Genomic DNA, 24178 nt, shown 5'->3' with positions numbered 1-24178 from the left:
GTACGTTACTCCTCTGTCCGGGCTTGGCGCGGACTCCCGCGCTCTCTAGCCGCGCCGCTTCTGCTGCCTTTCACGGTTGTTGGCGCGGGCCCGCTCCGACTTGCGCAGCATCACGAAGGTCGCGCCGAGCCCGCCCTGATGGGGTGGCGCCGAGGCAAACGCCTGCACCTCCTCGAACTGCTGCAGCCAGTGATGGAGATAGGAGCGCACGACATTGGCACGGCCGTCGTCCTCGCTGGAGCGCCCGTGCACGATCAGTACGCTGCGCAGGTCGTGGCCGTAGGCATCCTTGAGAAAACCGAACAGGGCGCGGCGACACTCGAGTACCGGCATGCGCAGCAGATGCAGACGCGCCTCGGCGGCGTAACCGCCATGACGCAAGCGCTCGAGGACGCCGATCTGAATACCGTCGCGGCGGTACTCGATCGGATCGTGGGCACCGACCAGATCGACGAACTCGTCGGACAGGAAATCGCGCTCGTCGGCGAGCCCCTGCTGTGCGCTCTCGCGGCGAGCCAGCTGTGCCTCCGAAGGTGTTCCGCGACGCCGCTCTACCCTGGCCTTGTCGCCACCCTTGGTCAGCGGGCGAACGTCATTGCCCAAAGCTTGTCGGAAGGCCTGATGCTCGTTGGTGGCATGACTCATGATGGCGCTCCTCCTGTGATCGGCTCGGGCACCGCGCACCGCGGGCGATGTGGTGACGCGACGTGATGACACATGGCTGATAGACGAATCAGCCTCTTCGAATGCTAGCACGAGGATCGGCGACTGCCTCAATCATCGCTTGCGGACTCCCGCCATCGCGCAAGCACCGCTATGCTCCAGGGCACACCGTCACGATCACCGTGCCGACTGGCCCTAACTTCAAGCTCAGGAACATCGATACGCCCATGCTACGTACGCTGAAATGGATCTTCATTGCGCTGTTCGTGCTGCTCGTCACTGCCGCCGGCTGGTTCTGGTACACCTACAAGAGTCCTTACGGCTACCACCCCGCCGAGCCTGCGATGGTGGATACGCGCATTCCACGACAGGATGTCTTCGTCTATGGCACCCTGCGATATAGCGGGATTCGCTGGCTGGTGACCGGCCGCGCCGGCGATAGCCGCCCTGCCACCCTGGCTGGCTATCGTAAACAGGATCTCGATGTGATCCCGGACGACGGTGGTCAAGTAGAGGGTGAGATCATCAGCGTCACACCAAATGAGCTGCGCGCACTCGATCGCTATGAGCGCGTCGGTGTGCGCTACCAACGCGAAAGCGTCAAGCTCGAGGATGGCAGCATCGTCTGGATCTACAGACTCATCGATCCTTGAGGCGATTATCAAAAATGTTAGATAACGGTATAAATTTGGTAGTGACAGGATCACCCTAGACGTCTCTCGTTTGAGCCTCGCCCGGGGCGAACGTACAATGCAGACTCTCTCCCTCGACCGAACCTGCAGGCGCCATGCCCACGCTCACGCTCTATCACAACCCGCGCTGTTCCAAATCGCGCGAAGCACTGTCGCTGCTCGAATCACGCCGTATCAATGTCACCCTGCACCGCTATCTGGATGATCCCCTCGATCGCGAACAGCTCGCTTCGCTGGCGCGTCGGCTGGGCGACGACGCGCCGCAGATGCTGCGCCGTGATGAGTCCGAGTGGCGCCAGATGGGCATCGACGACCCCACGCTGGCACAAATTCTCGATGCCATCGCCGCCCATCCCCGGCTGCTGCAGCGCCCTATCGTCGATGATGGTGAGTACGCGGTCATCGGGCGCCCTCCGCAAGCCGTACTGCAGTTGATCTGAACGCCACTCGATGCCCGGCCCCTGGCGTCATGCCAAGACGCTACCCCACTACGCTACCCGCTTCTGAGGAGATCCGATGGGCTCTGATACCGCGACCCGGGGCAACGACATGCCCTACGTGCTGGTTCTCTACTACTCGCGCCACGGCGCTACCCGGACCCTGGCCGACGAGATCGCTAAGGGCGTCGACAGCGTGGCCGGTATCGAGACGCGTCTGCGCACTGTCCCGGCGGTCTCCCCGGTCAGCGAAGCGACCGCACCGGAGATCCCCGATGAGGGGGCGATCTACGTCGAGGAGGAGGATCTACGCCAGTGTGCCGGGCTGGCACTCGGTAGCCCTACCCGCTTCGGCAATATGGCGGCACCGCTCAAATACTTTCTGGATACCACCAGCGGTTTGTGGATGAACGGTGTCTTGGTGGATCGCCCGGCCACCGCCTTCACCTCTACCGCGAGCCTGCACGGTGGCCAGGAGAGTACGCTGCTGACCATGCTGATTCCGCTGCTGCACCACGGCATGGTCTATGCTGGCGTGCCCTACAGCGAGACTCGCCTGATTCATACCCGTAGTGGCGGCACGCCCTATGGCACCAGCCATGTCGCCGGCGCCGATGGCTCCCGCGAGGTCGACGACGACGAGCGCCACCTGGCGCGGGCCCAGGGCCGGCGGATCGCCGAGCTGTCACTGGGTCTGGCACGGATGCGGGAGGCGCGTGGATGAGTGAACGACTCGATGCCGAGCCCCCCGGCGAAGGCCCGTCCGCGGCCTCGATCAAGGCAAGCCGCAGCGTGTGGGCGGCCTATCTGGTGCTGCTGGCGCTACTGATCGTCGGCGGCCTCTGGCGCTACTCACAGGCCCACGCCGAAGCCGCCGCCCTGGTGGTTCGGGCGCTGCCGCTGGTGCTGTTCCTGCCGACGCTGCTGCTGCGCAGACGGCGCGGCCATCTGTGGTTGACCGCGGTGGGGCTGCTCTATCTGGCCCAGGGCGGGCTGATCATGGCCAATGGCGGCAGTTCGCCGCTGGTGATCGCCGAGATGCTGGCCGCGGCGGCCCTGGCTGTCTCCGCCTTCCGCTACTTCCGCCGGCAGGGCCCGCGCCAACGCCGTCCTTCATGAGACCCTCCGGTGCGCTGATCCTGGCCATGCTGGTGCTCAGCGTGATCGCCAGCCTGTTCGACTGGCCGCTGTGGCCGGCGGCAATCCTGGCCTGGCTGGCGACCCTGCGTCTGCTGCGTGGCCTGCCACGCGCCTCGCGTCGCCAGGCAAGCCTGCTGCTGGCCGCCGGGGCACTTCTGTGGGCAGTCGCCTTGTTACGTGGCACCCCGTACCCGCTATGGCAGGCCTTCACCACCAATCAGACGCTGCTGATGATGTTCGCCGGGGTCAGCTTCCTGACCCTGGCGACTCCGACCGTGCGTAGTGGCGAGGCGAGCAGCGGCAGCCGCCTGGGGACGCTACTGGGGGCGCACCTGTTCGGCGCCGCGATCAATCTGTCGGTGGTGTTCCTGTTCGGCGAACGCATGCAGCGCGATGGCCGTCTCAACCGCACCCAGGCATCGATTCTCGGCCGCAGTTTCGCCGCCGCCGCGACCTGGTCACCCTTCTTTGTCGCCATGGGCGTTGCGCTCACCTATGCGCCCGGGCTCGACTATCTGGCGCTGTTGCCCTGGGGTCTGCTGGCCGGTGCGGCGCTGTTGCTGGTCAACCTCGCCGACGTGGCACGCCTGGATGAGCCATTCCAAGGCTACCCGATCGAGCGCAGCGCCCTGCTGCTGCCGTGCCTGCTGGCGGTCGCGGTGATCGCCCTCCACCTGCTCTGGCCGACGCTCTCGATCCCGCTGATCATAGCCCTGGTGGCACCGCCCTTCGCCCTGCTGCTGATGCCGCGCAACGACCGCCGTACGCGTCTGCGACGCCATTTCACTCAGGGGCTGCAAGGGTTGGCACCGCAGTTCGCGCTGTTTCTCGCCGCTGGGGTCATCTCCACCGGGCTGGCGGCACTGCTGGCGAGCCTGCCCGACGGGCTCGACCTGCCGCTGTCGCACTTCGGCCACTGGCAGGCCTGGTTTGCCCTGGGGCTGATCGTGGCCATCGCCTTCACCGGCGTGCATCCGCTGATCGGCATCGCCACTCTGGCCCCCCTGGTAGCACCGCTGCACCCCGACCCGACGCTGCTCGGCATGCTGTTTCTGATGAGCTGGGCGCTGGGTACCGGCAGCAGCCCGCTATCCGGCAGCAACCTGGCGATCTGTGTACGTTACGGCATCAAGGTGCGGCACATGCTGCGCTGGAATCTGGCCTACGCTGTAGGTGGCTGGTTTGCCTGCGGCGCAGTCCTGGCGCTGCACGCCGCCGCGGCATGATGCCGCCCGCATGAGTAACGGCTTGACGTCGGCCGCCGGGCTGCAATGATGACATTCAAAGACACGCCAACGGAGAACCATCATGAGCGATCTGTCCGGCCTGCGCCGCGACTACGAGGGCGAGTCCCTGGCACCCGAGCACACCCCCGACGACCCAATGGCCCTGTTCGACCACTGGCTGGAACAGGCGATCGCCAGCGAAGGGCTCGATGCCAATGCCATGACCCTGGCCACGATCGACGGCGCCGGCTACCCGCATGCGCGCATCGTGCTGCTCAAGGGGGTCGATCCGGACGGCCTGCTGTTCTACACCAACTATCAGAGCCAGAAAGGCAACGAGCTGGCCCACGTCGCCCACGCCGCGCTGGTGTTCTGGTGGCCGGAACTGCAGCGCCAGGTACGCGTCGAGGGGCGGGTCGAGAAGGTCGCCACCGAACGCTCGGACGACTACTTCGCCAGCCGCCCGCGCAAGAGCCAGTTGGCAGCCTGGGTCTCCCAGCAGAGCGTCGAGATCCCCGGACGCGACTGGCTCAAGGAGCGTCTGGCCCGTTTCGAGCAGGTGTATGCGGACAAGGAGGTCGAGCGCCCGCCGCACTGGGGTGGCTATCGCGTGGTGCCGCACACGATGGAGTTCTGGCAGGGGCAGCGCAGCCGTCTCCACGACCGTGTGCGCTACTCACGCCACGATGAGCACGACGTCACCTGGCACCGTACCCGTCTGGCCCCTTGAGGCGATGCCGGCCGGGCTCGATGACCCGGCCAGGCAAAGACGGAAACAGAAAAGAATAGAGAGAAAGATAGCCCTGGGGACAGACACAGAAACGCCCGGTCGTCACGACCGGGCGTTCTCGTTCCGGGGGGTGGTGGCCGACGCGGCGGCCTGGCCGATAACTTACTCGGCAGTGCCCTCGGTCCACTTCTTGACCACGTCAGGATGCTCGCTGACCCACTTCTTGGCATTCTCGTACGGGTCGCTGCCCGGCTTCTGGTTCATCAGCATCACTTCGCCCATCTGCTCCGGCGTCCAGTAGAAGTTGTCGAGGATCGCGTAGGCTTGCGGCATACGCTCCTTGAGCCCCTTGTGAACGACCGTATCGATGTGCTCGGCATCACCGTAGGCCTTCTTGGGATCCTCGAGGTACTTCAGATCCCAGCGCGCGAACATCCAGTGCGGGGTCCAGCCGGTGACCACGATGTCCTGGTGATTCTGGATCGCGTTGGCCAGGGCCGAGGTCATCGCCGCGCCGCTGCTCGACTGCAGCGAGAGGTCATCGATCCCGTACTCTTTCATCGCTTTCTCGGTCATCGACATCAGGCCGGCGCCCGGATCGATCCCTACGATCTTGTCATCGAAGAGATCCGCATTGGCGTTGAGATCGGCGATCGACGGGACCTTCTCATAGGTGTACTCGGGGACCACCAGCCCAAGCTTGGTGCCGTCGAGATTGGGGCCGAGATCCACGACCTCGTCCTTCACCTTCGACAGATAGTCAGCATGCGTGGTCGGCAACCAGGCGGCGACAATCGCGTCGGCATCGCCGGTACCCAGCGCCTGCCACATCACCGCGGCGGAGAGCGAATCCATGTTGACCTTGTAGCCCTCCTGCTCGAGCACCGCGCGCACCACGTTGGTGGAGGCGACTTCCGAAGCCCACTCCACGTAGGCGAGGTTGATCGTGCCCTTGCTCTCCTCGGCCTGGGCGGTACCGGCACCCAGGCTGATCCCTGCGGCCATGGCCAGCATGGTGTAACGAACCGACTGCGACAGTAGATTGCGTGTCATCGACTTCCCCTTCTTGTGCTTGATTTGGCTTGACGTACTGACTTGACGTACTAACGCTCGGTACCGACCGCGGGTCGCGACCTCCAGGCCGTGACCCGAGGCTACCGCGGGCGGCAGCATTCGCGTCGACCTGGGCCGACGCGCCGAACTCGGGTAGTGGAGCGCCGCCAGCGATGGGCCGGCGGCACCCCGTCATTTGGCCCGCTTGCGTCCGCGGAAGGATTGCGTCAGACGGTCCAGCAGCATGGCCATGATGACCACCGCGAGCCCCGCCTCGAAGCCATCACCCGGGCGCAGGCGCTGGATCGCCCGCCACACTTCGCTGCCCAGACCGTTGGCACCGATCATGGCGGCGATCACCACCATCGACAGCGACAGCATGATGGTCTGGTTGATCCCCCCCATCAGCGTCGGCAGCGACAGCGGCAGTTGCACCTTGACCAGCTTCTGGGTCCGCGTCGAGCCGAAGGCATCGGCAGCCTCGACCAGCTCCGTGGGCACCTGGCGGATCCCTAGCGTGGTGAAGCGGATCGCCGGCGGCATCGCGAAGATCACCGTGGCGAAGATGCCGGAGACCGAACCGATGCCGAAGAACGGAATCGCCGGAATCAGATAGACGAAGGCGGGCATCGTCTGCATGAAATCCAGTATCGGCATGATCACACGATAGAAGCGATCGGAGACCGCGGCCAGAATCCCCAGCGGCAGCGCGATCACCACCGCCACCAGGGTGGCGATCACCACCAGGGTCAACGTCTGGATCATCGGGTTCCACAGGCCCAGGTTCCAGATCAGCGCCAGACCCAGTGCCCCACCGATGGCGAGCCGGTGCCCGCTCAGCCGCCAGCACAGCAGCACGATCAGCCCCAGCAAAGCCCACTCCGGCAGCCACATCAGGCCGTCGTTGAGCAGATTGATACCCGCCTGGGTGGTACGCGAGATGGCCCGCGTCACGCCGGAGAACTCGGTGGTCAGAAAGTTCAGGCCGCTCTCGATCCAACTGCCGAGCGGAATTCTTGGAATCTCGAAGTCCATTTATGCCTCTCCCGCTGTCGCCAGTTGTTCGAGTACTGCGCCCTTGACCACTACACCGAGCAGTCGCTTCTCCTCGTCGACCACGGCGATCGGACAGTGCCGATTGGTGAACATCGAATAGAGTCGGGAGAGCGACTCGTCCGGTCCGACACAGGGATAGTCGTCATCGATCAGGTCACGAATGGACTCTGCGCCGGCCTTGGCCGCTTCATCGGCCTGCTCGGCATCGATGATGCCGAGGAGCTTGCGTTCACGATCGATCACATAGATCGAGTCGAGACTGCTCTCGACCATCTTGCGCAGAACGGTTCGCGGACCATCCTCGGCGCGGGCAGTCGCCCTCACCGGGCGCATCGCCCGACGTGCCGTTACCACCCGCGATCTATCGACCCCCTGGGTGAAGCGCGCCACGTAGTCGTCGGCCGGTGAGGTGAGGATCTCTTCGGGGGTGCCGATCTGCACCACTTCACCATCGCGCAGCAGGATGATGCGATCGCCGATATTGAGCGCCTCGTCGAGATCGTGGGTGATGAAGATGGTGGTCTTCTGCATGCGGTGCTGCAGCTCGATCAGCTCCTGCTGCATGTCACGCCGAATCAGCGGGTCCAGTGCCGAAAAGGCTTCGTCCATCAGCAGCACGCTGGAGTCGTTGGCCAGTGCCCGTGCCAGGCCGACGCGCTGCTGCATACCGCCCGATAGCTGGTTGGGATAGGAGTCCTCCCACCCTTCGAGACCGACCTGCTTGAGCGCATCGGCCGCCTTCTTGGCCCGCTCTTCCTTGGGTATGCCGCGAATCTCGAGCCCATACTCGGCGTTCATGCGAACCGTACGGTGGGGAAAGAGGGCAAAGTTCTGGAACACCATCGAAAAGTGCCGACGACGGCACTGCAGCAGTGCCTTCTCGCTCAGTTGGGGAATGTTCTCCCCGTCGATGATGATGTCGCCCTCGGTGGGCTCGATGAGACGGTTGAGACAGCGGATGAGGGTGGACTTACCGGATCCCGAAAGCCCCATGATGACCAGGAGCTCGCCCTCGCGGACGTCGAAATCGATGTTGGAAAGGCCGAGTGTCTGCCCCGTTTGCTCCAGAATCTGGGATCGGTTGAGTCCCTGGTCACGTAGCTGGAGCGCTTTCTTGGTGTCGCTACCAAACACCTTGCTCAAGTTACGAACTTGAATCTTGGTTTGCTGTGCATTTGTCATTTTGTGGCCTGGTGTGGCTGAGCAAAAAGGTCCCGCGCGAGTGTCACCAAAAGTCCGTCGAAGACACACTGTATGGCTTTGGATACGCAGTGTTTCTGATGGCTTACACGCGCTCGGCCCGGTCGCATCATACGAAATTATAGAAAACCCTTCAAACGACGATGATTTGTAATTGAAAACTCATTCAAGGCGTCATCTCTACTGGCGCACAATCCAGTGGCGCTCGGTCCCTCCCCTCGTCTGCGGTATCCTCCTCGGTAGCAACAGCGCCGGCATGGACCCAATGGATCGGGAATCAACCGACGTCAATCCAGCGCCGCCTCCAGACGGTGGCGCTGCCATTCGCTCTGCGGCGTATTGAGCTTCAGCGTCGCCTCGATCACCCCCTCCTCCAGGTTGGTGACGAGCGTGAACCCCAGCTGCTTGAGCAGACGCCGCATGGGCAGATTGTCGGTCAGCACGGTGCCGACCATGACCAGGGTGCCCACCTGCCGGCTGTAGCGAATCATCTTCTCCATCAGTAGCCGCCCGAGCCCGATTCCGTGGAGGTCATCACGCACGATGATCGAGAATTCGGTACGGATATTATCGGGATCGTTCCAGACTCTGACCACGCCGAGCATCTCTTCCCGGTGTGTCTCCTGCCCGGGCTCGGCCGCTTCGTCCGGCACACGCCGGATCGCAATGAACGCCATCTGGCGGTCGTAATTGATCTGGCTGAGCTGGGCCAGCTCGCGCATCGACAGCACCGCCTTGTGGTGGAAATAGCGGTAGCGAATGCTCTGCTCCGAGAGCCGGGTATGGAACTGGGTGATCAAGGGCGCGTCTTCGCCACGGATCGGTCGCACCTCGACCTCATCCCCCGCCAGCGTCACCGTCTCGCGCAACTCTTCGGGGTAAGGCATGATCGCCTGCACCGCACGCTCGCCCAGATCGAGGGCGAAATCGACCGCGGTGAGCCCATCGCGGTTGAGCAGCAAGGGGTTGAGCTCGAGGCCCTTCAACCGCGGCAGATCCGCCGCCATCTGCGACAGCTTGACCAGCAGCTGCGCGACCTGAGTGATCTCCGCCGCGGCATCCTCGCTGTGGGCGCGAATCAGCCGACCCGCGCGGGTACGATCGATCAGCTCCTCGGCCAGGCGCATGTTGAGCGGCGGCAGCGCGATCTGACGATCCGCCATCACGTCGATCTTGTAGCCGCCGCTGCCGAAGACGATGACCGGGCCCAGCTCGGCGTCGCGAGTGATACCGGCACTCAACTGCCATGAGCCCTTGCCGCGCTGCATGGTCTGCAGACAGTAGCTGTAGATGGGGCTCTGCGGCAGGGTCTCGGCAATCCGTTCGCCCAGCCGCACCACTGCGTCGACCACACTGCCGGGCTGCTCCAGATCCTGGGCCAGTGAGCCGGTCTGACGCGAGGCTTCCCGCCAGTAGCGAAATGGCTCGCAGTTGTCGCGATGCACCACCTTGACCGCCCACGGCCCCGGCAGCGCCTGGGTGGCACGCTCGGCCTCCTCGAAGTCCGCCACATAGCGACTGGGCGCACTCTCGATACCGTAGGCGGCGAGTACCTGGGCGGTCTCCTCGTGGGTCAGGCGATCACGCCCACGCCGCAGTGACTCTTCGATCAGCGCATGGCAACGCTTGCGGATCTCGGGGCTAGAGTCGAACGGCAGCGAGGGCGGTGTCTCGTGCAGCAGCGCCTGTACTCGGCGATAGCGCACCAGGTGCAGGAAGGCGCGCACCGCCTTCTCCGGCGACAGGTAGCTGGGAATCCCGGCGCGATTGAAGGCAGCCCGCGCCACCAGCGCCTCCTTGAGACCCATCCAACTCACCAGCAGTCGGTGGCGATAGCGCTCCCGTGCGGCGATCAGTGCCTCGGCGGTAGCTTGCGCGGGAGCCAGCCGGGTCGGCGCATGAAGCACCAGAACCGCATCCACCTGAGCGTCGCGGGTGACGATGTCGAGCGCAGCCAGATAGTCCGCAGGGGTCGCCGAGCCACCGAGATCGATCGGGTTGCGCCCCGGCCGGCTGACGTCGAGCCCCGCCTCGAGCAGCGCCGTCACCGTGGTCTCGCCGAACTCCGCCAGCTGGCCACCGCCATCGATCAGCTTGTCGATCGCCAATAGCGCCGGCCCCACGCCGTTGGAGACGATCGCCAGCCGATCACCCCGCGGCGGCTTGAGTCGGGAGAGGGTCTCCAGCGCATCGAACAGCTCATCGGAGTCCTCCACTCGGACCACCCCGGCTCGCGCCAGCGCGGCCTCGATCACCGCATCACGGCGTTCGATCCCGGGTGTTTCCGGGAGACTGTCGAGGGTGGCCTGGGGGGTACGCCCGCTCTTGATCGCCAGCACCAGGCGGTTGCGCGAGGCGTCGCGCAGGGCGGTCATGAAGTGGCGCGCATTGCGAATGCTCTCCAGGTGCAGGAGCAGCGCCCGGCACTTGCTGGAGAGGTTGAGATAGTCGATGACATCGGGCAGGCGCACGTCGAGGCTGTCGCCGAGGGTGACCAGGTGCGAGAACCCCACCTCGCGCCCCGCCGCCCAGTCGATCATGGCATTGCCGAGCATGCCCGACTGCCCCAGGTAGGCGACGCTGCCATCGGCGATCGGCTGCGCGGCATAGGTGGCGTTGAGCCGCCGGGAGGGCACCGCCACCCCCAGACACTCCGGCCCCAGCACACGCATGCCCGAACGCCGGATCGCCTTTTGCAGGCGCCCACGCAAAGGCGCCTCGCTTTCGAGCGAGGCGCCTCCGGATAGAATGAGTGCGGCACGTACGCCGATCGCACTCAGGTCATCGATCACCTTGGGTAGGCTGCGTAGCGGCGAGCAGATCACGGCCAGATCGGGTGGGCGTGGCAGATCGGCAATGCGGCGCAGGCACTCGACACCATGCACGTCGGCATAACCGCGCGGGTTGACCGCCCAGAGCGGCTTGTCGAACTGCCCTTCCAGCAGATTGCGCAATACCACTCCTCCCAGCGACTCAGGCTTGGGGGACGCTCCGATCACGACCAGTGACTGGGGCGCGAAAAAACGACGCAGGAATTGCGTGGCCACGGTGGACCTCACGGCTCGGGTTATGGTTATTTCAACCCTACACGCTCAGCGCCTCTGCGTTGAGCCCCGGTCGGGATTTAGCCATACCGCCTCGAACCCATGGGCGCGGTGGCCCCGCCCCAGTACGCCAGCGCCCCGGAGGGTCGAAACCGCCGATGATCACGTCGTACCTCACGCATCCTGACCTCGTTCGGCACGACATGGGCGACTCGCACCCGGAAGCTCCCGTGCGTCTCGAGGCGATCCGCAAGCGCCTGATGCTGAGCGGCCTGCTGCAGCAGACGATGCAATCGGAGGCGCCGCCAGCGAGTCAGTTGGCACTGGCCCGCGTACATACACCAGACTACCTGGAAACGCTCGCGCGCCAGCGTCCCCAAAACGGCTTGCAGACACTGGATAACGACACGCGCATGGGGCCCTGGACACTCGAGGCCGCAGCCCTCGCCGCCGGTGCCGCGATCAAGGGAGTCGACCTGGTCTGCGGCAACCGCGCCGACAACGTCTTCTGTGCCGTGCGCCCACCCGGGCATCACGCCGAACGCGCACTGGCGATGGGATTCTGCTTCTACAACAACGTCGCCGTCGCCGCGGCGCATGCGCGGGCCGTGCACGGTCTGGAGCGCATCGCCATCCTCGATTTCGACGTCCACCAGGGCAATGGCACCCTGGATATCTTCCACGACGACCCGAGCGTGCTGGTCTGCAGCAGCTACCAGGAGGCGTTCTACCCCTGGCGCTATCTCGAGGGCGACTGGCCCAACGTGGTCAATACGCCGCTGCCGGCCGGCACCGCCAGCCGCGACTTCCGCCTGGCGATCGAACATGACTGGCTGCCGGCGCTGGAGCACCACCGCCCGCAACTGGTGCTGCTCTCCAGCGGCTTCGACGCTCATCGCGACGATCCGCTGGGTGAACTGGCGCTGGAGCACGGCGACTTCTACTGGATCACCCACCTGGCGATGGATGTCGCCCGCCGCCATGCCGGGGGGCAGTTGGTCTCGGTACTCGAGGGCGGCTATCACCCCAAGGCACTGCCGTTGAGTGTCGAAGCGCACCTCACCGCCCTGCTCGGCCAGCCCTATCCTGGCTAGCCCGACAGCCACTCCCGCGACGCTTTCGTCACGCGCGACGTCGTCATGTGGCAGAGCCGGCCCGCGGCGCTGTGATATTCTGGGCCCACACCGACCCAGACAGAGATTTTCATGGCCGCCAGCAACGATCAGGATGCCGCGCTGCGCATCGCCTCGGGCCGCAAGCCCTTCGTCGAGCCCCTGCGCCTGGGTGAACGGCTGAAGCAGATTCGCCTCTCCAATCAGTGGACCCTGGGCGACGTCAGTGCGCGCACGGGGCTGGCCCGCTCGACCCTGTCCAAGATCGAGAACGACCAGATCTCACCCACCTTCAGCGCGGTACAGAAGCTGATCACCGGGCTGGGCATCGATCTCCCGCAACTGCTGACCCCGGCCAAGTCACGCTCCCACGCCCGAGGGCGGCGCGATCTCACACCCAGTGGCGACGGCAAGCAGCACCCCACGCCCACCTACGAACATGAGCTACTCTCTTGGCAGCTGGCGCAGAAACGCATGGTGCCGTTCAAGACCATCGTGCGGGCACGCCGCTTCGACGAATTCCAGGAGTGGGTGCGCCACGCCGGCGAAGAGTTCCTGATGGTGCTGGAGGGGGAGATCCTGATCTACACCGAATTCTACGAACCGCTCGCCATGGCCACCGGTGATTCACTCTACTTCGATAGCGACATGGGGCATGCGCTGGTCTCCACCAGCGACACCGATGCCGTGGTGCTGTCGGTCTGCACGCCCGGTGAAGGTGACTAGTCAGGCGACACCGATTGTCTGGCCCCTTCTTCGCCCGCCCATGCCGACCATGGGACCCCATCTTCCCGATCCGAGGAGCCCACTACCGATGCAACATCTCGACGACGCCACGCGTACCGAACTCGAGGCGGCCGCTTTCCGCCGCCTGCTGCGCCACCTGGATGCCAACAAGGACGTGCAGAACATCGATCTGATGATCCTTGCCGACTTCTGCCGCAACTGCCTCTCCAAGTGGCTGGTGACCGCCGCCGAAGAGCGCGGCGAGACACTCGACTATGAAGCCGCGCGCGAATACGTCTACGGTATGCCCTACTCGGCGTGGAAGGCCAACCACCAGGCGCCGGCCAGCGATGCGCAGCTGGCCGCCCTGGAGGCCCGCCAGCAGCGCAAGGCCAATGGTGGAGCGGACGCATGAGCGAGGCGCTGATCCCGCTATCGATCGCGGTACTGACCGTCTCCGACAGCCGTGACGAGCAGAGCGACCGCTCCGGCCAGACTCTGGTCGAGCGGCTCGAAGGGGCCGGCCACCGCCTGGCCGACAAGCGTATCGTGCCGGATGATGTCTATCGTATCCGGGCGGTCGTCGCCAACTGGATCGCCGATCCCGACGTGCAGGTGATCCTGACCACCGGGGGCACTGGCTTCACCGGACGCGATTCGACCCCGGAGGCGATAGCGCCACTGCTCGACAAGCACATCGAAGGTTTCGGCGAGCTGTTCCGCCAGGTCTCGTTCGAGGAGATCGGCAGCTCCACGGTGCAGAGCCGCTGTCTCGGCGGTCTGGCCAATCACACCGTGATCTTCGCCCTGCCCGGCTCCACCGGCGCCTGCCGCACCGGTTGGGATCGGATTCTCGGCGAGCAGCTCGACAGCCGCCACCGCCCGTGCAACTTCGCCAATCTGGTGATTCCGGAACGAGGCACCCACACGCATGGCTGAAACCACTCCCCCGCTCGAGAGCGTGGAGCGCGCGCGGGAAGCCCTGCTCGACGGCGTGGCCCCGCTCGAGCCCGAGCGCATCGCCTGCGCCGAGGCGGCTGGCCGTGTGCTGGCGCAGGACGTTTCCGCGGCGCTCGATGTGCCCCCCGCCGACAACAGCGCCATGGATGGCTATGCCCTGGCCAGCGCCGACTCCGGCGGCGTACTGACGATCTCGCAGCGCATCGCTGCCGGCCAGGCGCCGCAGCCGCTGGCACCCGGCACCTGCGCGCGGCTGTTCACCGGCAGCGAGATACCGCCCGGCGCCGACTGCGTGGCGATCCAGGAGAACGTCACGCTGGAGGATGGGCTGGCACGCATACCACCGACCCAGCCGGGCCAGAACGTGCGCCGCCGCGGGCTCGACGTCAGCGTGGGCAGCCGCCTGCTCGCGGCAGGCACCCGCCTGGGCGGCGCCGCCCTGGGTCTGCTCGCCGGCCAGGGGCTGGAGACGATCGCGGTGGTGAGGCGCCCGCGGGTGGCACTGCTGCTGACCGGCGACGAGATCGTCGAACCGGGGCAGCCGCTGACGCCGGGGCAGATCTACAACAGCAACGGGGCGATGCTGGCCAGCCTGGTCGCCCGCTTCGGCGGCGAACTGGTGGCCCAGGTGCGGGTCGCCGACAGCTTCGACACCACCCGCGCCCGGCTCGCCGAGGCGGCCGCACTGGCCGACGTGATCGTCACCACCGGCGGCGTCAGCGTCGGCGAAGAGGATCACGTCAAGCCAGCCCTGGAGCAGCTCGGCCAGTTGACCCTATGGCGCCTGGCCATGCGCCCCGGCAAGCCGCTGGCACTGGGGACCATCGGCACCACGCGGGTGGTCGGCCTGCCGGGCAACCCGGTCTCCAGCTACGTCGGCGCCTGGCTCTATCTACGCCCGCTGTTGGGGGCATTGATGGGATGCACGGATCAACTGGAACTGCCCCGGGTGCCAGCCGAGGCGGACTTCAGCACCCGCACCGAGGGGCGCCGCCACTATCTGCGCGCCACCCTGGCATTCGAGGGCGAGCGCATCGTGGCCCGGGCCCACCCGGAGCAGAGCTCCGCCGTGCTCACCTCCTGCGCGGCCACCAACGCCTTCGCGGTAATTCCGCCCCACAGCGACATCTCTCCTGGTGATCGCGTCGAGTGCCTCTGGCTGGAAGCGTGACGCAGGCGCAGAAACAGCTCGGAGATAGCCGGCGAGCCGCTGGGTTCGCTGGCACTGGTTCATGGTACCTACCGACTCGGCGGTGGCAGCTCCCGGCTCGGCGATCACCGGTCAGCCGGCAAAGCGCGCCTGCATTTCCGGCCACAGCCGCACGAATGCCGCCTCGAGTCGCGGGTACTCGTCGTCCAGCCAGGGGGTCAACTCGGCCAGCCGGTTAGGACCACGGAGCCGGCTACCGATGCCGGCGATGGCCCGGCAGGTGAAACCGAAATCGGCATAGCGCGCCAGCCAGTCGCCTTCGATCATCGCCGGCACCAGACGCCCCAGCCGATCCGGTGCCGGGGCGCCGCCCAGTACGCGGTAACAGCGCGCCACCAGTTGACGATCGTGATGGCGGGCAGCCAGAAAGTGATCCCACACCAGATCCAGTGCGATACCCACGAAACGCCGCTGTGCGGCCGGGGCGCTGGCACGCAGGGCGAGTACCTCGGGATGGCGATCGATGGCGGCATCCACCTGTCGATGGTGACGAATACCCTCGGCCACCGCTGCCGGCCAGTCTCCCAGCTGCTGGCCCTTGACCCCATCGGCAATTAGATTGCCCCGTAGGAAGTCGTCGCTGCCGTGGCGAGCAAGCTCGGCGTGGGCGAGAAAGTTCATCGGCTGGCGCTCATATACGCTCGCTCATGCGGCGTCACAGGCAGTTGGTTGGCTTGGGTAGGCCGGCCAGACGCGCCCCAACCTTCGCAGGGCTTTCCGGAAACAGCCGCATCAGATAGATCGAGCTGCCTTTCTCCTCGCCCAGCGCCTGGCGCACCGCCTTGACCAGCGGACGCATTGCCGGCGCCGCCTCGTAGCGCTGGTAGAAGTCGCGCAGCAGCGTCAAAACCTCCCAGTGCGCCGCGCTCAGTTCACGTCCCTCCTCGTTCGCCAGTGCTTCCGCCACCGCCGGCGTCCAGTCGGCGAGGGAGACCAGGTATCCCTCGGGGTCGAGACCGATCTCGCGACCTTCGACCGTTATCGTGCGTGCCATCGTCGTCATCAGAACCAGCTCAAACTACGGGGAAAGGTTGCCGTCAACGCGACGAATCCAGCCATGTCGACCACCGTGACGCCGTCACTCAGTCGCTCCAGCAGACCACGGGATGCGGCGTCTTCAGAGAGCACCGAGACACGCCCACCGAAAGCCGCCAGGCTGGGTGCCGCCGCGGGCAGCGCGGCGTAGCAGGCGTCCTCGATCAGCAGCAGATGATCCTCGGCGCCAAAGGCCTCGCTCAGATCCCAGTAGATGCCATCGAACTGGGGCGAGCGGTTGAGCAGATGCAGCATCATCGAAATCTCCTCGCTCAGAAGAGCAGCGTGCGTGGCTGCGCATGGACAAGATGGTCGATCTCATCGGCCTCCAGGGCCAAGGCCGGTAGCGCAAGATCCGCCAGCGTGAGGCCGCGGGCGCGCAGGGCGCTCGCGCTGACCCAGAGCCGCTCGATGTCGTACATCTCCAGCATCGCCAACTGCGCATGGGTCCCCTTCTGCCCTAGCGGCCCAGCCCCCTGGCCCTCGACCAGGGCAAAGACACCATCTCCCTGGAACAGCAGACCGACCGCTTGACCGAAGGCCGCGGCCACCAGGGCGACATCGACGCCCTCGCGCAGCCAGCTGCTGCCGTGCGGCGGATGGCGCAGTATGACCAGCAGGTCGAGCGATATCGGCTGGGTGTCGGCGGCTGGCGCCGTTTCATCGTCTGTCATGGCACTCACTCTGACACTCACTCGTGAATCGGCTCTCAGGGGGCAAAGGTGATCACGCGATCATTGCCCAGCATGGCATCGACCAGTTGCCCCAGCCCGGTCAACACGAACGGCGGCTCGACGTTGTGCGCCTCGCGACCGTGACGCGCACTCTCCTCGGCGCTCATCAGACCGCGACGCAGACCCGCCGCCACGCAGACCAGCAGCTCAGTGCCATGTTCCTGCGCCAGTGATCGCCAGCCCTCGGCCAGGTGGACCTCGTCCTGCGGCGGCGCCATCAGCATCGAAGCGTTGTGCACGCCGTCACGATAGAAGAACACGCTCGACACCCGATGGCCCTGCGCCACCGCCGCCTGGGCGAAACGCAGCGCCGAGAGCGCGCCCTGCTCGCTGTAGGGCGCGGCGTGAACCAGCAGCGCATAGCTCAACACGTCATATGGCCTATCGATCATGGGAAGGCTCGCATCTTACCAAAGCCGGCCACCCCGCCAAAACGTGGCACCCAAACGCAGAAAACCCCACCGAGGTGGGGTTTCCGTTCAGCGGTTGGGCGGTCAGCGCCCTGCGTGTGGATCAATCGTCGGACATCACGCCCAGAATGGACAGCAGGCTGATGAACAGATTGTAGATCGACACATAGAGCGTGATGGTGGCGAGAATGTAGTTGGTCTCGCCCGCCCGGTGAATGATCTCACTGGTCTGGAACAGGATCGCCGCCGACGAGAACAGCACGAAACCTGCGGATACTGCCAACGCAAGCCCCGGGATGTTGAAGATCATCGCCGCGACCATTGCCAGCACCAGCACGATGGCACCAGCCACCATGAAGTTGCCAAGGAAGCTGAAATCCTTGCGCGTGATCAGCGCCACCGCCGACAGCCCCAGGAAGGTGGCCGCGGTCATGCCCAGCGCGGTCATCACCAACTGCGCACCGTTGGGGATGGAAAGGTAGAGATCGATGATCGGCCCCAGGGTAAAGCCCATGAACCCGGTGAACGCGAACGTCGTCAGAATGCCGGCGGCCGAGTTGGCAGTCTTGTGCACCAGGAACATCAGGCCATAGGCACCGATGAAGAAAATGAAGATGTTGATCTGAGTGACGCCCAGCGCCATCGCGACGCCCGCGGTCACGGCAGAGAACATCAGGGTCATGGCCAGCAGCATGTAGGTGTTGCGTAACACCTTGTTGGTGCTGGCCACGCTCGATCGACGCTCAGTGACGTCGTGCGATGTGCGGTAGTCCATACGTATCCCCTCGGTTATGTCGATTACACCCATGGACCAGAATGCCCTTGCAAAGTTCCCCTGACAAGCGTAAATGGCACCGTCGGAAGTGAAATAACCCTTTGAAAGCTAAAGAACCTGTTGACGACCGAGGGAGAGCTGGTACTATCTCCCGCCGTAAGCCGGAGGGATGGCAGAGCGGTTGAATGCACCGGTCTTGAAAACCGGCAAGGGTTAATGCCCTTCCAGGGTTCGAATCCCTGTCCCTCCGCCACTTTTTTCTTAAGGGTCAGCTACTTAGCTGGCCCTTTTTCTTGCCTGAAGCCTTTTGGAAACGCCGTTTCTATAACGCCTATAACGATCACCGTTATAGAGCTTGCGCCGGACCGGTGCTTAAACGCTTGTTGCTATACGAAAGTCGCACTCCCCCTCGCCGGCTCTCCTGCAGGCATGCAATATTCTCATGATCGCCACGAGCCGGGCTGTTGCCTGCCCCAGTTCCGTTTTCGTCCACCGGCCCCCCAAAGAATCATTTGCCTCTCCGGGGCTTTCTCTGAATACTGTATTTACATACAGTTTATTAGGGAAGGCCATGAATCATGTCCCGCATCCAACTCATCGGCCAGGCGCCGAGTAGCCCGCCCCGCCTCGACATCCCCTGCGCTGAGGTGCTGGCCCGCGCCGGCATTGCCGGTTTTGCTAGCCCCGCGGAGGATTACGCCGGGCGCTCCTTCGACCTCAACGAGCGCTTCATCAAGCACCAAGCCGCAACGTTCATCTTCCAGGTCTCGGGCGACTCGATGGAGGAGTACCGCATCTACGAAGGCGACTTCTTTGGTCGTCGATCGCTCGATTACGCCCAGCCCCGGGCATATCGTCGTCGCACTGGTCGAGAGCGAGCTGACTGTTAAGAAGTGGGTCACCCGCGAGGAGTGGTAACTGCTGTGCTCCGGCGGCAATCGCTATCCACCGATTCCCATGACAGATGTCGAGACCCAGATCTGGGGTGTGGTCCGCTCCGGGCATGCCGAGTTCTGCGTATGATCGCCATCGTCGACTGCAACTCGTTCTACGTGAGCTGCGAGCGGCTGTTCAAACCGCACCTGAACTGAACCGCCCACTCTAGGCGACGCGTACGACCTCGACGTACTGCTTCCCTGGAAGTGGAAGGACGCCCTACCGGCCTGAGTCAGACCGGTACAGATGGGGTTGTTGGATCTTTTACAAGGCTTCGGTTGAGTAGATGAGGCTAAACTTATGGCGAGGTCAGCCGATATCACGTAAGTGTCTACCCCCAACCTCTTGGTACTGCAATGTCTGACAAACCATTATATCAGAATGAAAAAGCACTTGCTCCCGTACAGAAAGTCCTCGATGAAGCCTCTGCTGCTATCAATGATCCAACTCGTGAGAGCTCTCATGACGGTGATGTCAATGAAGTCCTAGCTGCTGCTGGTGGAATTGGAACTGGTGCAGGCATAGGTTTTGCTGGGCTCTACTTTGGGGGGGTAACAGGACTCTCAGCCGCGGGGATAACTTCTGGACTCGCTACGGCAGGGTCTCTGGTCGGTGGCGGCATGGTCGCTGGAATTGGCGTTGTTGCCGCTCCCGCCGCACTACTGGGCGTAGGGGCATACGCCTTCATTTCGAAAAGAAACAAACGAAAGCTACATGAAAAGAAAGAGATGCTCCTTCAGAGTGCGGTGGAGAAGCAGAACAAAATCATCTCCGAGCTGAAAGCTAAATTCGGAGAAAACAAAGAACGGGCTGATTACCTTGAGCGCCTCAATATTGTCTTACAGACGATCATTAAAGACCTTGAAAGCGACTTAAACGGAAAAGCCACGTGACTGGGAAAAGAAGGGGCTATCTTGAAGATGGTAAACGCGTTGCGATTTATCACGCGAGGCAGTCTCGAGAAATCGAGTCAAACCTGTCGGACGAGCGCCAGATTCTGAATGACAGAATCAACTCATCTGAAGAATTGATTCTTAAATACGGCAAGGACCTTCCGAAAGCCCAGCCCACAGGCATTAATAAGCTTACGACACATGCTATAAAAGCCAACAGCTGGGCTGAGGTCATAGCCGAGGCGGAAGCTACTGTTACGGGATCTTTATCTTTCTCTGAAATACTCTCCGCTTCGGAAATCAATCAAGTTATACGCAAACATGGCGGGATCGAAAAAGACTTTGGGTGGCTTCGTAGCCTCGATCGCTACGACTTCGCTCTAGCTGTCTCAGCAGGGATTTTATCAGGATTAATTGACATATTCCTTGTAAGGGTTCCTTCACATAGTGGTTTCCTAGGCAGCCAAGGTGCCGATGGCGGCTGGCTTTCAAATAAAGTCAATGATTCATTTGGCAAGATTCTCTCGCCTGAGAGAATTAAATCGTTGGAGAAGCTATACAACGTCTCTTTCGATCCAGCGTCAAATGCGAAGCTTAATATCAATGTGGAAGGTCTTTCACCTCGCACCCACAGATACCAATCACTAGGCCACGATCCCATATTAGGTTTCATATTTGGGGTCAAAGACATATTAATGGGTGAATTCACGACGATTGACAAATTCGGCAACATCATTGTCCAGCAGACAGCCATTCCATTGTTAGAAGGTGAATGGTTTATCGCTCGTGTGTTAAAAGCTCTAAAACGGGTTGCCGGGCATTTGTTGTCTGATGTCGCCACGCCTGCCGGATTGCCCGCGCCTCTCATGCCACTACTTTCCTTTCTTCAGTTTGGCAAAATTGGTGACAAAAATTACTCCATTGCTGAGCTATCACGAATGATGTATCGAAGTGGTTACGATTTCCGCCACTTCATCGCTGCTTCGATCCCCGTCGCAATCAGTGAGCTCATTATTCGAGCGGGATACATGATACGGAAGCTTCGTGATGGAAAATCAGTGAAGGAGGCCATCCCCGCAGCTTCCGACCCCCGCTTACGCAGACAGTTAATTATTGCTCATGGGACGGCTGGGCTTATAAACATTGGTAAGATCGCAGTCACAAAGAATCCATTGGGTGTCAGCTGGCCATTGGTTCTAATTGTTTTGCGGTACGTAGCGCCTGAAACCAGCTATTTGTTGCACGGCAGTGAAGGAGAAAGAATAAAACAAGTCGAAGCGATGATTGATCGAGACTACAGCAGGATTCATAAACAGCTAAACGAATCTTTGAGCGACTCACCGATAATTGAGATTTGAAACACACCCACCCCATTACCACGAAACAAAAGCAATGAAACTCCTGTATACCAAGAGTCGTTGACTAGGGTTTCCAAGTAGTAGAAAGAGTGGTTACAAGAGGCATGAGATATAAAATTGAAGGCCCAAATGCCTGCATAGGCTCGATCGGAGTCACCATCTCAGACGCTGGAGGCAGGTACGCCGGGGAAACAGTCTTTGTGGTAGATACGTTCTATTACAGGGTTCAAAAAATATTTTCTTCAGGAGCCACCCTGAACAAGCAATTTTATGAATATGCTGATAGAGCCATATCGGACATAGCGGCAGACATTATATCCGGCAAAAGAGACCCAGATGCAATCGAGACAGCGAAAAAGTACAAGCAGGGGCTAGATACTTCATCCCTCATCACATTATAAGAGGCTGAGAAAAGGGCTGAAACTAGTAGATAGGGCTTAGCCTAAACAACAAAGAGGCACATACAATGCCAATGCCGCCACCCGATGTCGCCTTCGGATTGATATTCGGCCTGCCGTTGCTTGCCCTGCTAGTCATGACTGTCGTTCCGCCGTCATGGCAGAACATCCAGGGCTGGCTGCTAATCAGCTTCATCGGTATCCCCGGGTTTCTGATCGTGGTGGCATTGGCTGTGAACCTGCCGATGCTGCTATTCGGTGCAATCTTCCTTGGTGGCGTTGCCGCCGCCAAGGTCTCGTACCCCTAATTGCTCCGGCCGCTCCGGCGACAAAAAAGCGGGCCCTGCAAGTGCCTAGCGTTTTGGATGCCTCGCCGACGGTGATTGCATCCGGCGCAAACTTAGACCCGGTTGGCGAACGCCACCTCGGGCGCCGCTTCAGCCAAGGCCTGCGGTCTCTGAGGGTGGGGCGGCTGAGAGACTTGCCGTTCCAGCTCCTGCCAGCGATCGACCGAACGGGCGATTGACTTGGGGCCGAGCTGGGCGACGACGTAGGTGCTGTCTCGCTTACCCTGCTCGCCTTTGAAAAGGTCGCGGTGGATGGCTCGACGCTGGGCGACCATCAGGCCGCCTCCTTGACCATCGCATCTGCCATCGCCTAGCCCCCTTCCGCGGTGCAGCCCGGCCAGTAGATGCGAGCGATGTAACCGTACAGCGCCGAGACAAACATCGCGGCTGCCGATGCTCGGGCGCCCCGCCTGATTCGGCCAACAACTGAGCCGCCGATTGACGATACGCGGGGGATCGGGGGCGGGGCTGTGCGACAAAAGACCAACGTGCTATTGGCAGCGCAAAATCCCAGTGTAATGCTCCAGAATCGCCCAGAAGAGGCGCTATAAAACCTACACGCAGGGAAGCAACATGAAACCGCTAATGATCGCCATCCTGGTGAGCATGGTCGTGGCCATCACGGCTTTTGCCGCAGAGCCCAGCACAGAGCCCCCTCAGATATTCACCCAAGAGGTTGCCTTCGAGGGCACGTGCCCAGCCGTCGCCCCAGAATTCTCCACGCTCAGCGCGGACGATGGGCAACTGCTGGCACAGGGCTGCTGCAAGGTGTGCCGCAAGAGTAAAGCCTGTGGCAACAGCTGCATCAGCAGAAACTACACCTGCCATCGGCCGCCGGGCTGTGCCTGCGACGGGTGACTTTCCCCCTACCCGAGTTGCGCTTCGATCGCGCTCTTGTCGATCACCGACTGAACACTGACGATCTTGCCATCGCGGAAGGTGTAGAAGACGTTCTCGGCGAAGCGAACCCGCCGGCCATCGACCGCCAGGCCAAGGAAGGTGCCTTGTGGAGTGCAGTCGAATGCCAACCGGGCAGCGATGCGCGGTGGTTCGACCACCAGCAGCTCGATGGTGAAATACAGATCCGGAATGGTCGCGAAATCCTGCTCCAGCATCTCGCGATAGCCAGCGAGTCCCAGCAGGTGGCCGTTGCGGGTCACGGCTTCGTGGACAAAGCGACCCAGCGCGTCCCAGACGTCACGAGTCGCTTTACGAACAAGCGCTTGACTCGTGAATTCTGGTAACAAAGCGCGCCAAGAGTGCTACGCTTCTGAGCAGTTCCCGGTGAAGCCTCCATGTGCCGTCTGCTATCCCTCATTCTGATCTGCTGCCTGCTGGCCGGCTGCGTGTCGGCGGTGCCGCGCGTGAGTGCGACGAATTTCCTCAGAGACAGCCGTACCTGTGAGCGCCAGACGCATCAGATCGCCGGCGAGCCAGAGTACCAGGCGTGCATGGGCCGGCTGGGCTGGCCGGACCCACAGACCCAGAGTGCGCGAATCCAGAGCGACCTCAGCAACGCCAATCGCGACCAGGACTTGCTCAACGAGGCGGTCAACGGGTTACAGTTCGGGTTGCAGTGGGATCTCGATCCCGACTAGGGCCGTGGCATATGCCGCCAGTTGATCACCACCGGCCATGACGCCAAACGGTCATCTGCAGGCGTTAGGCTGACATGGGGCAAGCCTGCCCAATGGCGGAAAGTACGTCCCCATACCGCGAAATCGCCCCCTATACAGCGAAATCGAGTGAGCTACGCTGAACGTCCATCTCTTGCGCGAGGATTCCATCATGGCCGAGCCTTTCATCGAAGTGCGAAAGACCCTCAAGCCGGGGAGCCACAATCAGGTCTCCTACGAAGTCTTCGACGGCGATACCGGCGGCAGCCTGGGCTACTTTGACGAGGAGTCACAGGCCCAGCATCGCGCTGCGCGCATGAACGGCATGATCGAGCGCGAGACCGGCAAGCGGCTGAACCGCCCGTCGCTGGATGCCGAGGTCGAGTAGGCCGCCGCCAGCCCCATTCATTCAACAAGCGCTTACCAG

General features: G+C 62.7%; 32 protein-coding genes and 1 tRNA gene. 20 read left to right on the top strand and 13 right to left on the bottom strand.

Annotated elements, in window-relative coordinates:
- Positions 1-45: 45 nt before the first annotated feature.
- Positions 46-645, bottom strand: a complete 600-nt coding sequence (gene smrA / locus DOM67_RS16140; protein WP_110677764.1) for a DNA endonuclease SmrA — start codon at positions 643-645, stop codon at positions 46-48.
- A gap of 245 nt (positions 646-890) precedes the next feature.
- On the opposite strand from smrA, the gene DOM67_RS16135 reads away from it, so the two are divergent.
- The 6 genes from DOM67_RS16135 (at position 891) to pdxH (ending at position 4888) form a co-directional block, all read left to right on the top strand.
- Positions 891-1316 (top strand): gamma-glutamylcyclotransferase family protein, encoded by a 426-nt coding sequence (locus tag DOM67_RS16135; RefSeq protein ID WP_157958886.1) that lies wholly within the window; start codon positions 891-893, stop codon positions 1314-1316.
- 134 nt (positions 1317-1450) lie between these two features.
- Positions 1451-1795 carry an arsenate reductase (glutaredoxin) gene (arsC, locus tag DOM67_RS16130; protein ID WP_110677760.1) on the top strand — a complete coding sequence of 115 codons (345 nt, stop codon included), beginning with the start codon at positions 1451-1453 and terminating at the stop codon, positions 1793-1795.
- A gap of 76 nt (positions 1796-1871) precedes the next feature.
- On the top strand, positions 1872-2516 hold the full coding sequence (gene wrbA, locus DOM67_RS16125; RefSeq protein ID WP_110677758.1) for an NAD(P)H:quinone oxidoreductase: 645 nt from the start codon (positions 1872-1874) through the stop codon (positions 2514-2516).
- A complete protein-coding gene (locus tag DOM67_RS16120) occupies positions 2513-2911 on the top strand; it encodes a DUF2069 domain-containing protein (RefSeq protein ID WP_110677756.1) in 399 nt (132 codons plus the stop codon). Before wrbA ends, DOM67_RS16120 begins: the two co-directional genes overlap by 4 nt.
- Positions 2908-4158: a hypothetical protein gene (locus DOM67_RS16115; RefSeq protein WP_232825285.1), complete on the top strand. Its 1251-nt coding sequence runs from the start codon at positions 2908-2910 to the stop codon at positions 4156-4158. The genes DOM67_RS16120 and DOM67_RS16115 overlap by 4 nt, the downstream gene beginning before the upstream one ends.
- 79 nt (positions 4159-4237) lie before the next feature.
- Positions 4238-4888 (top strand): pyridoxamine 5'-phosphate oxidase, encoded by a 651-nt coding sequence (pdxH, locus tag DOM67_RS16110; RefSeq protein WP_110677752.1) that lies wholly within the window; start codon positions 4238-4240, stop codon positions 4886-4888.
- Between the two features lie 162 nt (positions 4889-5050).
- On the opposite strand, the gene DOM67_RS16105 is transcribed toward pdxH, so the two are convergent.
- The 4 genes from DOM67_RS16105 to DOM67_RS16090 all read right to left on the bottom strand — a co-directional run bounded on the left by DOM67_RS16105 (position 5051) and on the right by DOM67_RS16090 (position 11244).
- Positions 5051-5941 (bottom strand): glycine betaine ABC transporter substrate-binding protein, encoded by an 891-nt coding sequence (locus tag DOM67_RS16105; protein ID WP_110677750.1) that lies wholly within the window; start codon positions 5939-5941, stop codon positions 5051-5053.
- Between the two features lie 192 nt (positions 5942-6133).
- On the bottom strand, positions 6134-6976 hold the full coding sequence (locus DOM67_RS16100) for a proline/glycine betaine ABC transporter permease (protein WP_110677748.1): 843 nt from the start codon (positions 6974-6976) through the stop codon (positions 6134-6136).
- Entirely contained in the window at positions 6977-8179 is a 1203-nt protein-coding gene (locus tag DOM67_RS16095; RefSeq protein ID WP_110677746.1) for a glycine betaine/L-proline ABC transporter ATP-binding protein, read from the bottom strand.
- Positions 8180-8484: 305 nt separating this feature from the next.
- Positions 8485-11244, bottom strand: coding sequence for a bifunctional acetate--CoA ligase family protein/GNAT family N-acetyltransferase (locus DOM67_RS16090; protein ID WP_110677744.1), 2760 nt, complete (start codon positions 11242-11244; stop codon positions 8485-8487).
- Positions 11245-11399: 155 nt separating this feature from the next.
- On the opposite strand from DOM67_RS16090, the gene DOM67_RS16085 reads away from it, so the two are divergent.
- From DOM67_RS16085 to glp, 5 genes are all read left to right on the top strand, one after another.
- Positions 11400-12335 carry a histone deacetylase family protein gene (locus tag DOM67_RS16085; RefSeq protein ID WP_110677743.1) on the top strand — a complete coding sequence of 312 codons (936 nt, stop codon included), beginning with the start codon at positions 11400-11402 and terminating at the stop codon, positions 12333-12335.
- 111 nt (positions 12336-12446) lie between these two features.
- Positions 12447-13079, top strand: coding sequence for an XRE family transcriptional regulator (locus DOM67_RS16080; RefSeq protein ID WP_110677741.1), 633 nt, complete (start codon positions 12447-12449; stop codon positions 13077-13079).
- An 88-nt stretch (positions 13080-13167) separates the two neighbouring features.
- On the top strand, positions 13168-13494 hold the full coding sequence (locus tag DOM67_RS16075) for a DUF1244 domain-containing protein (protein WP_110677739.1): 327 nt from the start codon (positions 13168-13170) through the stop codon (positions 13492-13494).
- Positions 13491-14018 carry a molybdenum cofactor biosynthesis protein B gene (gene moaB, locus DOM67_RS16070; RefSeq protein WP_110677737.1) on the top strand — a complete coding sequence of 176 codons (528 nt, stop codon included), beginning with the start codon at positions 13491-13493 and terminating at the stop codon, positions 14016-14018. Before DOM67_RS16075 ends, moaB begins: the two co-directional genes overlap by 4 nt.
- Complete coding sequence (gene glp, locus DOM67_RS16065; RefSeq protein WP_110677735.1) at positions 14011-15210, top strand: gephyrin-like molybdotransferase Glp; 1200 nt, start codon at positions 14011-14013, stop codon at positions 15208-15210. Before moaB ends, glp begins: the two co-directional genes overlap by 8 nt.
- 111 nt (positions 15211-15321) lie before the next feature.
- On the opposite strand, the gene DOM67_RS16060 is transcribed toward glp, so the two are convergent.
- The 6 genes from DOM67_RS16060 to DOM67_RS16035 all read right to left on the bottom strand — a co-directional run bounded on the left by DOM67_RS16060 (position 15322) and on the right by DOM67_RS16035 (position 18203).
- Positions 15322-15870 (bottom strand): ACP phosphodiesterase, encoded by a 549-nt coding sequence (locus DOM67_RS16060; protein ID WP_110677732.1) that lies wholly within the window; start codon positions 15868-15870, stop codon positions 15322-15324.
- A 34-nt stretch (positions 15871-15904) separates the two neighbouring features.
- Entirely contained in the window at positions 15905-16252 is a 348-nt protein-coding gene (locus tag DOM67_RS16055; RefSeq protein ID WP_110677730.1) for a TusE/DsrC/DsvC family sulfur relay protein, read from the bottom strand.
- Positions 16252-16542 carry a sulfurtransferase complex subunit TusB gene (gene tusB, locus DOM67_RS16050; protein ID WP_110677728.1) on the bottom strand — a complete coding sequence of 97 codons (291 nt, stop codon included), beginning with the start codon at positions 16540-16542 and terminating at the stop codon, positions 16252-16254. Before tusB ends, DOM67_RS16055 begins: the two co-directional genes overlap by 1 nt.
- A 14-nt stretch (positions 16543-16556) precedes the next feature.
- Positions 16557-16958 carry a sulfurtransferase complex subunit TusC gene (gene tusC / locus DOM67_RS16045; protein ID WP_110677726.1) on the bottom strand — a complete coding sequence of 134 codons (402 nt, stop codon included), beginning with the start codon at positions 16956-16958 and terminating at the stop codon, positions 16557-16559.
- A gap of 35 nt (positions 16959-16993) precedes the next feature.
- On the bottom strand, positions 16994-17386 hold the full coding sequence (gene tusD / locus DOM67_RS16040; protein ID WP_110678013.1) for a sulfurtransferase complex subunit TusD: 393 nt from the start codon (positions 17384-17386) through the stop codon (positions 16994-16996).
- 145 nt (positions 17387-17531) lie between these two features.
- Entirely contained in the window at positions 17532-18203 is a 672-nt protein-coding gene (locus DOM67_RS16035) for a Bax inhibitor-1/YccA family protein (RefSeq protein ID WP_110677724.1), read from the bottom strand.
- A 163-nt stretch (positions 18204-18366) separates the two neighbouring features.
- On the opposite strand from DOM67_RS16035, the gene DOM67_RS16030 reads away from it, so the two are divergent.
- From DOM67_RS16030 to DOM67_RS16010, 6 genes are all read left to right on the top strand, one after another.
- Positions 18367-18456: transfer RNA gene (locus tag DOM67_RS16030), tRNA-Ser, on the top strand.
- Positions 18457-18781: 325 nt separating this feature from the next.
- Complete coding sequence (locus DOM67_RS16025; RefSeq protein WP_232825284.1) at positions 18782-19093, top strand: S24 family peptidase; 312 nt, start codon at positions 18782-18784, stop codon at positions 19091-19093.
- A gap of 402 nt (positions 19094-19495) precedes the next feature.
- On the top strand, positions 19496-20032 hold the full coding sequence (locus DOM67_RS16020; protein ID WP_110677723.1) for a hypothetical protein: 537 nt from the start codon (positions 19496-19498) through the stop codon (positions 20030-20032).
- The gene (locus tag DOM67_RS16015; RefSeq protein ID WP_110677721.1) at positions 20029-21390 is read left to right on the top strand and encodes a hypothetical protein; all 1362 of its coding nucleotides are present in this window, start codon (positions 20029-20031) and stop codon (positions 21388-21390) included. The genes DOM67_RS16020 and DOM67_RS16015 overlap by 4 nt, the downstream gene beginning before the upstream one ends.
- A gap of 104 nt (positions 21391-21494) precedes the next feature.
- On the top strand, positions 21495-21791 hold the full coding sequence (locus tag DOM67_RS19845) for a hypothetical protein (protein ID WP_157958885.1): 297 nt from the start codon (positions 21495-21497) through the stop codon (positions 21789-21791).
- A 65-nt stretch (positions 21792-21856) separates the two neighbouring features.
- A complete protein-coding gene (locus tag DOM67_RS16010) occupies positions 21857-22096 on the top strand; it encodes a hypothetical protein (protein ID WP_110677719.1) in 240 nt (79 codons plus the stop codon).
- Positions 22097-22188: 92 nt separating this feature from the next.
- On the opposite strand, the gene DOM67_RS20015 is transcribed toward DOM67_RS16010, so the two are convergent.
- A complete protein-coding gene (locus tag DOM67_RS20015; protein WP_198651840.1) occupies positions 22189-22410 on the bottom strand; it encodes a hypothetical protein in 222 nt (73 codons plus the stop codon).
- Between the two features lie 298 nt (positions 22411-22708).
- On the opposite strand from DOM67_RS20015, the gene DOM67_RS16000 reads away from it, so the two are divergent.
- On the top strand, positions 22709-22993 hold the full coding sequence (locus DOM67_RS16000; RefSeq protein ID WP_157958884.1) for a hypothetical protein: 285 nt from the start codon (positions 22709-22711) through the stop codon (positions 22991-22993).
- Positions 22994-23001: 8 nt separating this feature from the next.
- On the opposite strand, the gene DOM67_RS15995 is transcribed toward DOM67_RS16000, so the two are convergent.
- Positions 23002-23382, bottom strand: coding sequence for an ester cyclase (locus tag DOM67_RS15995; RefSeq protein ID WP_110677715.1), 381 nt, complete (start codon positions 23380-23382; stop codon positions 23002-23004).
- Between the two features lie 48 nt (positions 23383-23430).
- Here DOM67_RS15995 and DOM67_RS15990 point away from each other — a divergent pair, with 48 nt between their 5' ends.
- Both DOM67_RS15990 and DOM67_RS15985 read left to right on the top strand, forming a co-directional pair.
- Entirely contained in the window at positions 23431-23733 is a 303-nt protein-coding gene (locus tag DOM67_RS15990; protein WP_110677713.1) for a hypothetical protein, read from the top strand.
- Positions 23734-23923: 190 nt separating this feature from the next.
- Entirely contained in the window at positions 23924-24139 is a 216-nt protein-coding gene (locus tag DOM67_RS15985) for a hypothetical protein (protein WP_110677711.1), read from the top strand.
- Positions 24140-24178: the final 39 nt, after the last annotated feature.

This window comes from Salinicola sp. RZ23 (assembly GCF_003206675.1).
Taxonomy (GTDB): domain Bacteria; phylum Pseudomonadota; class Gammaproteobacteria; order Pseudomonadales; family Halomonadaceae; genus Salinicola; species Salinicola endophyticus.
The sequence above is the reverse complement of the archived record's forward strand: the minus strand, read 5'-3'. Positions and strand labels throughout refer to the sequence as shown.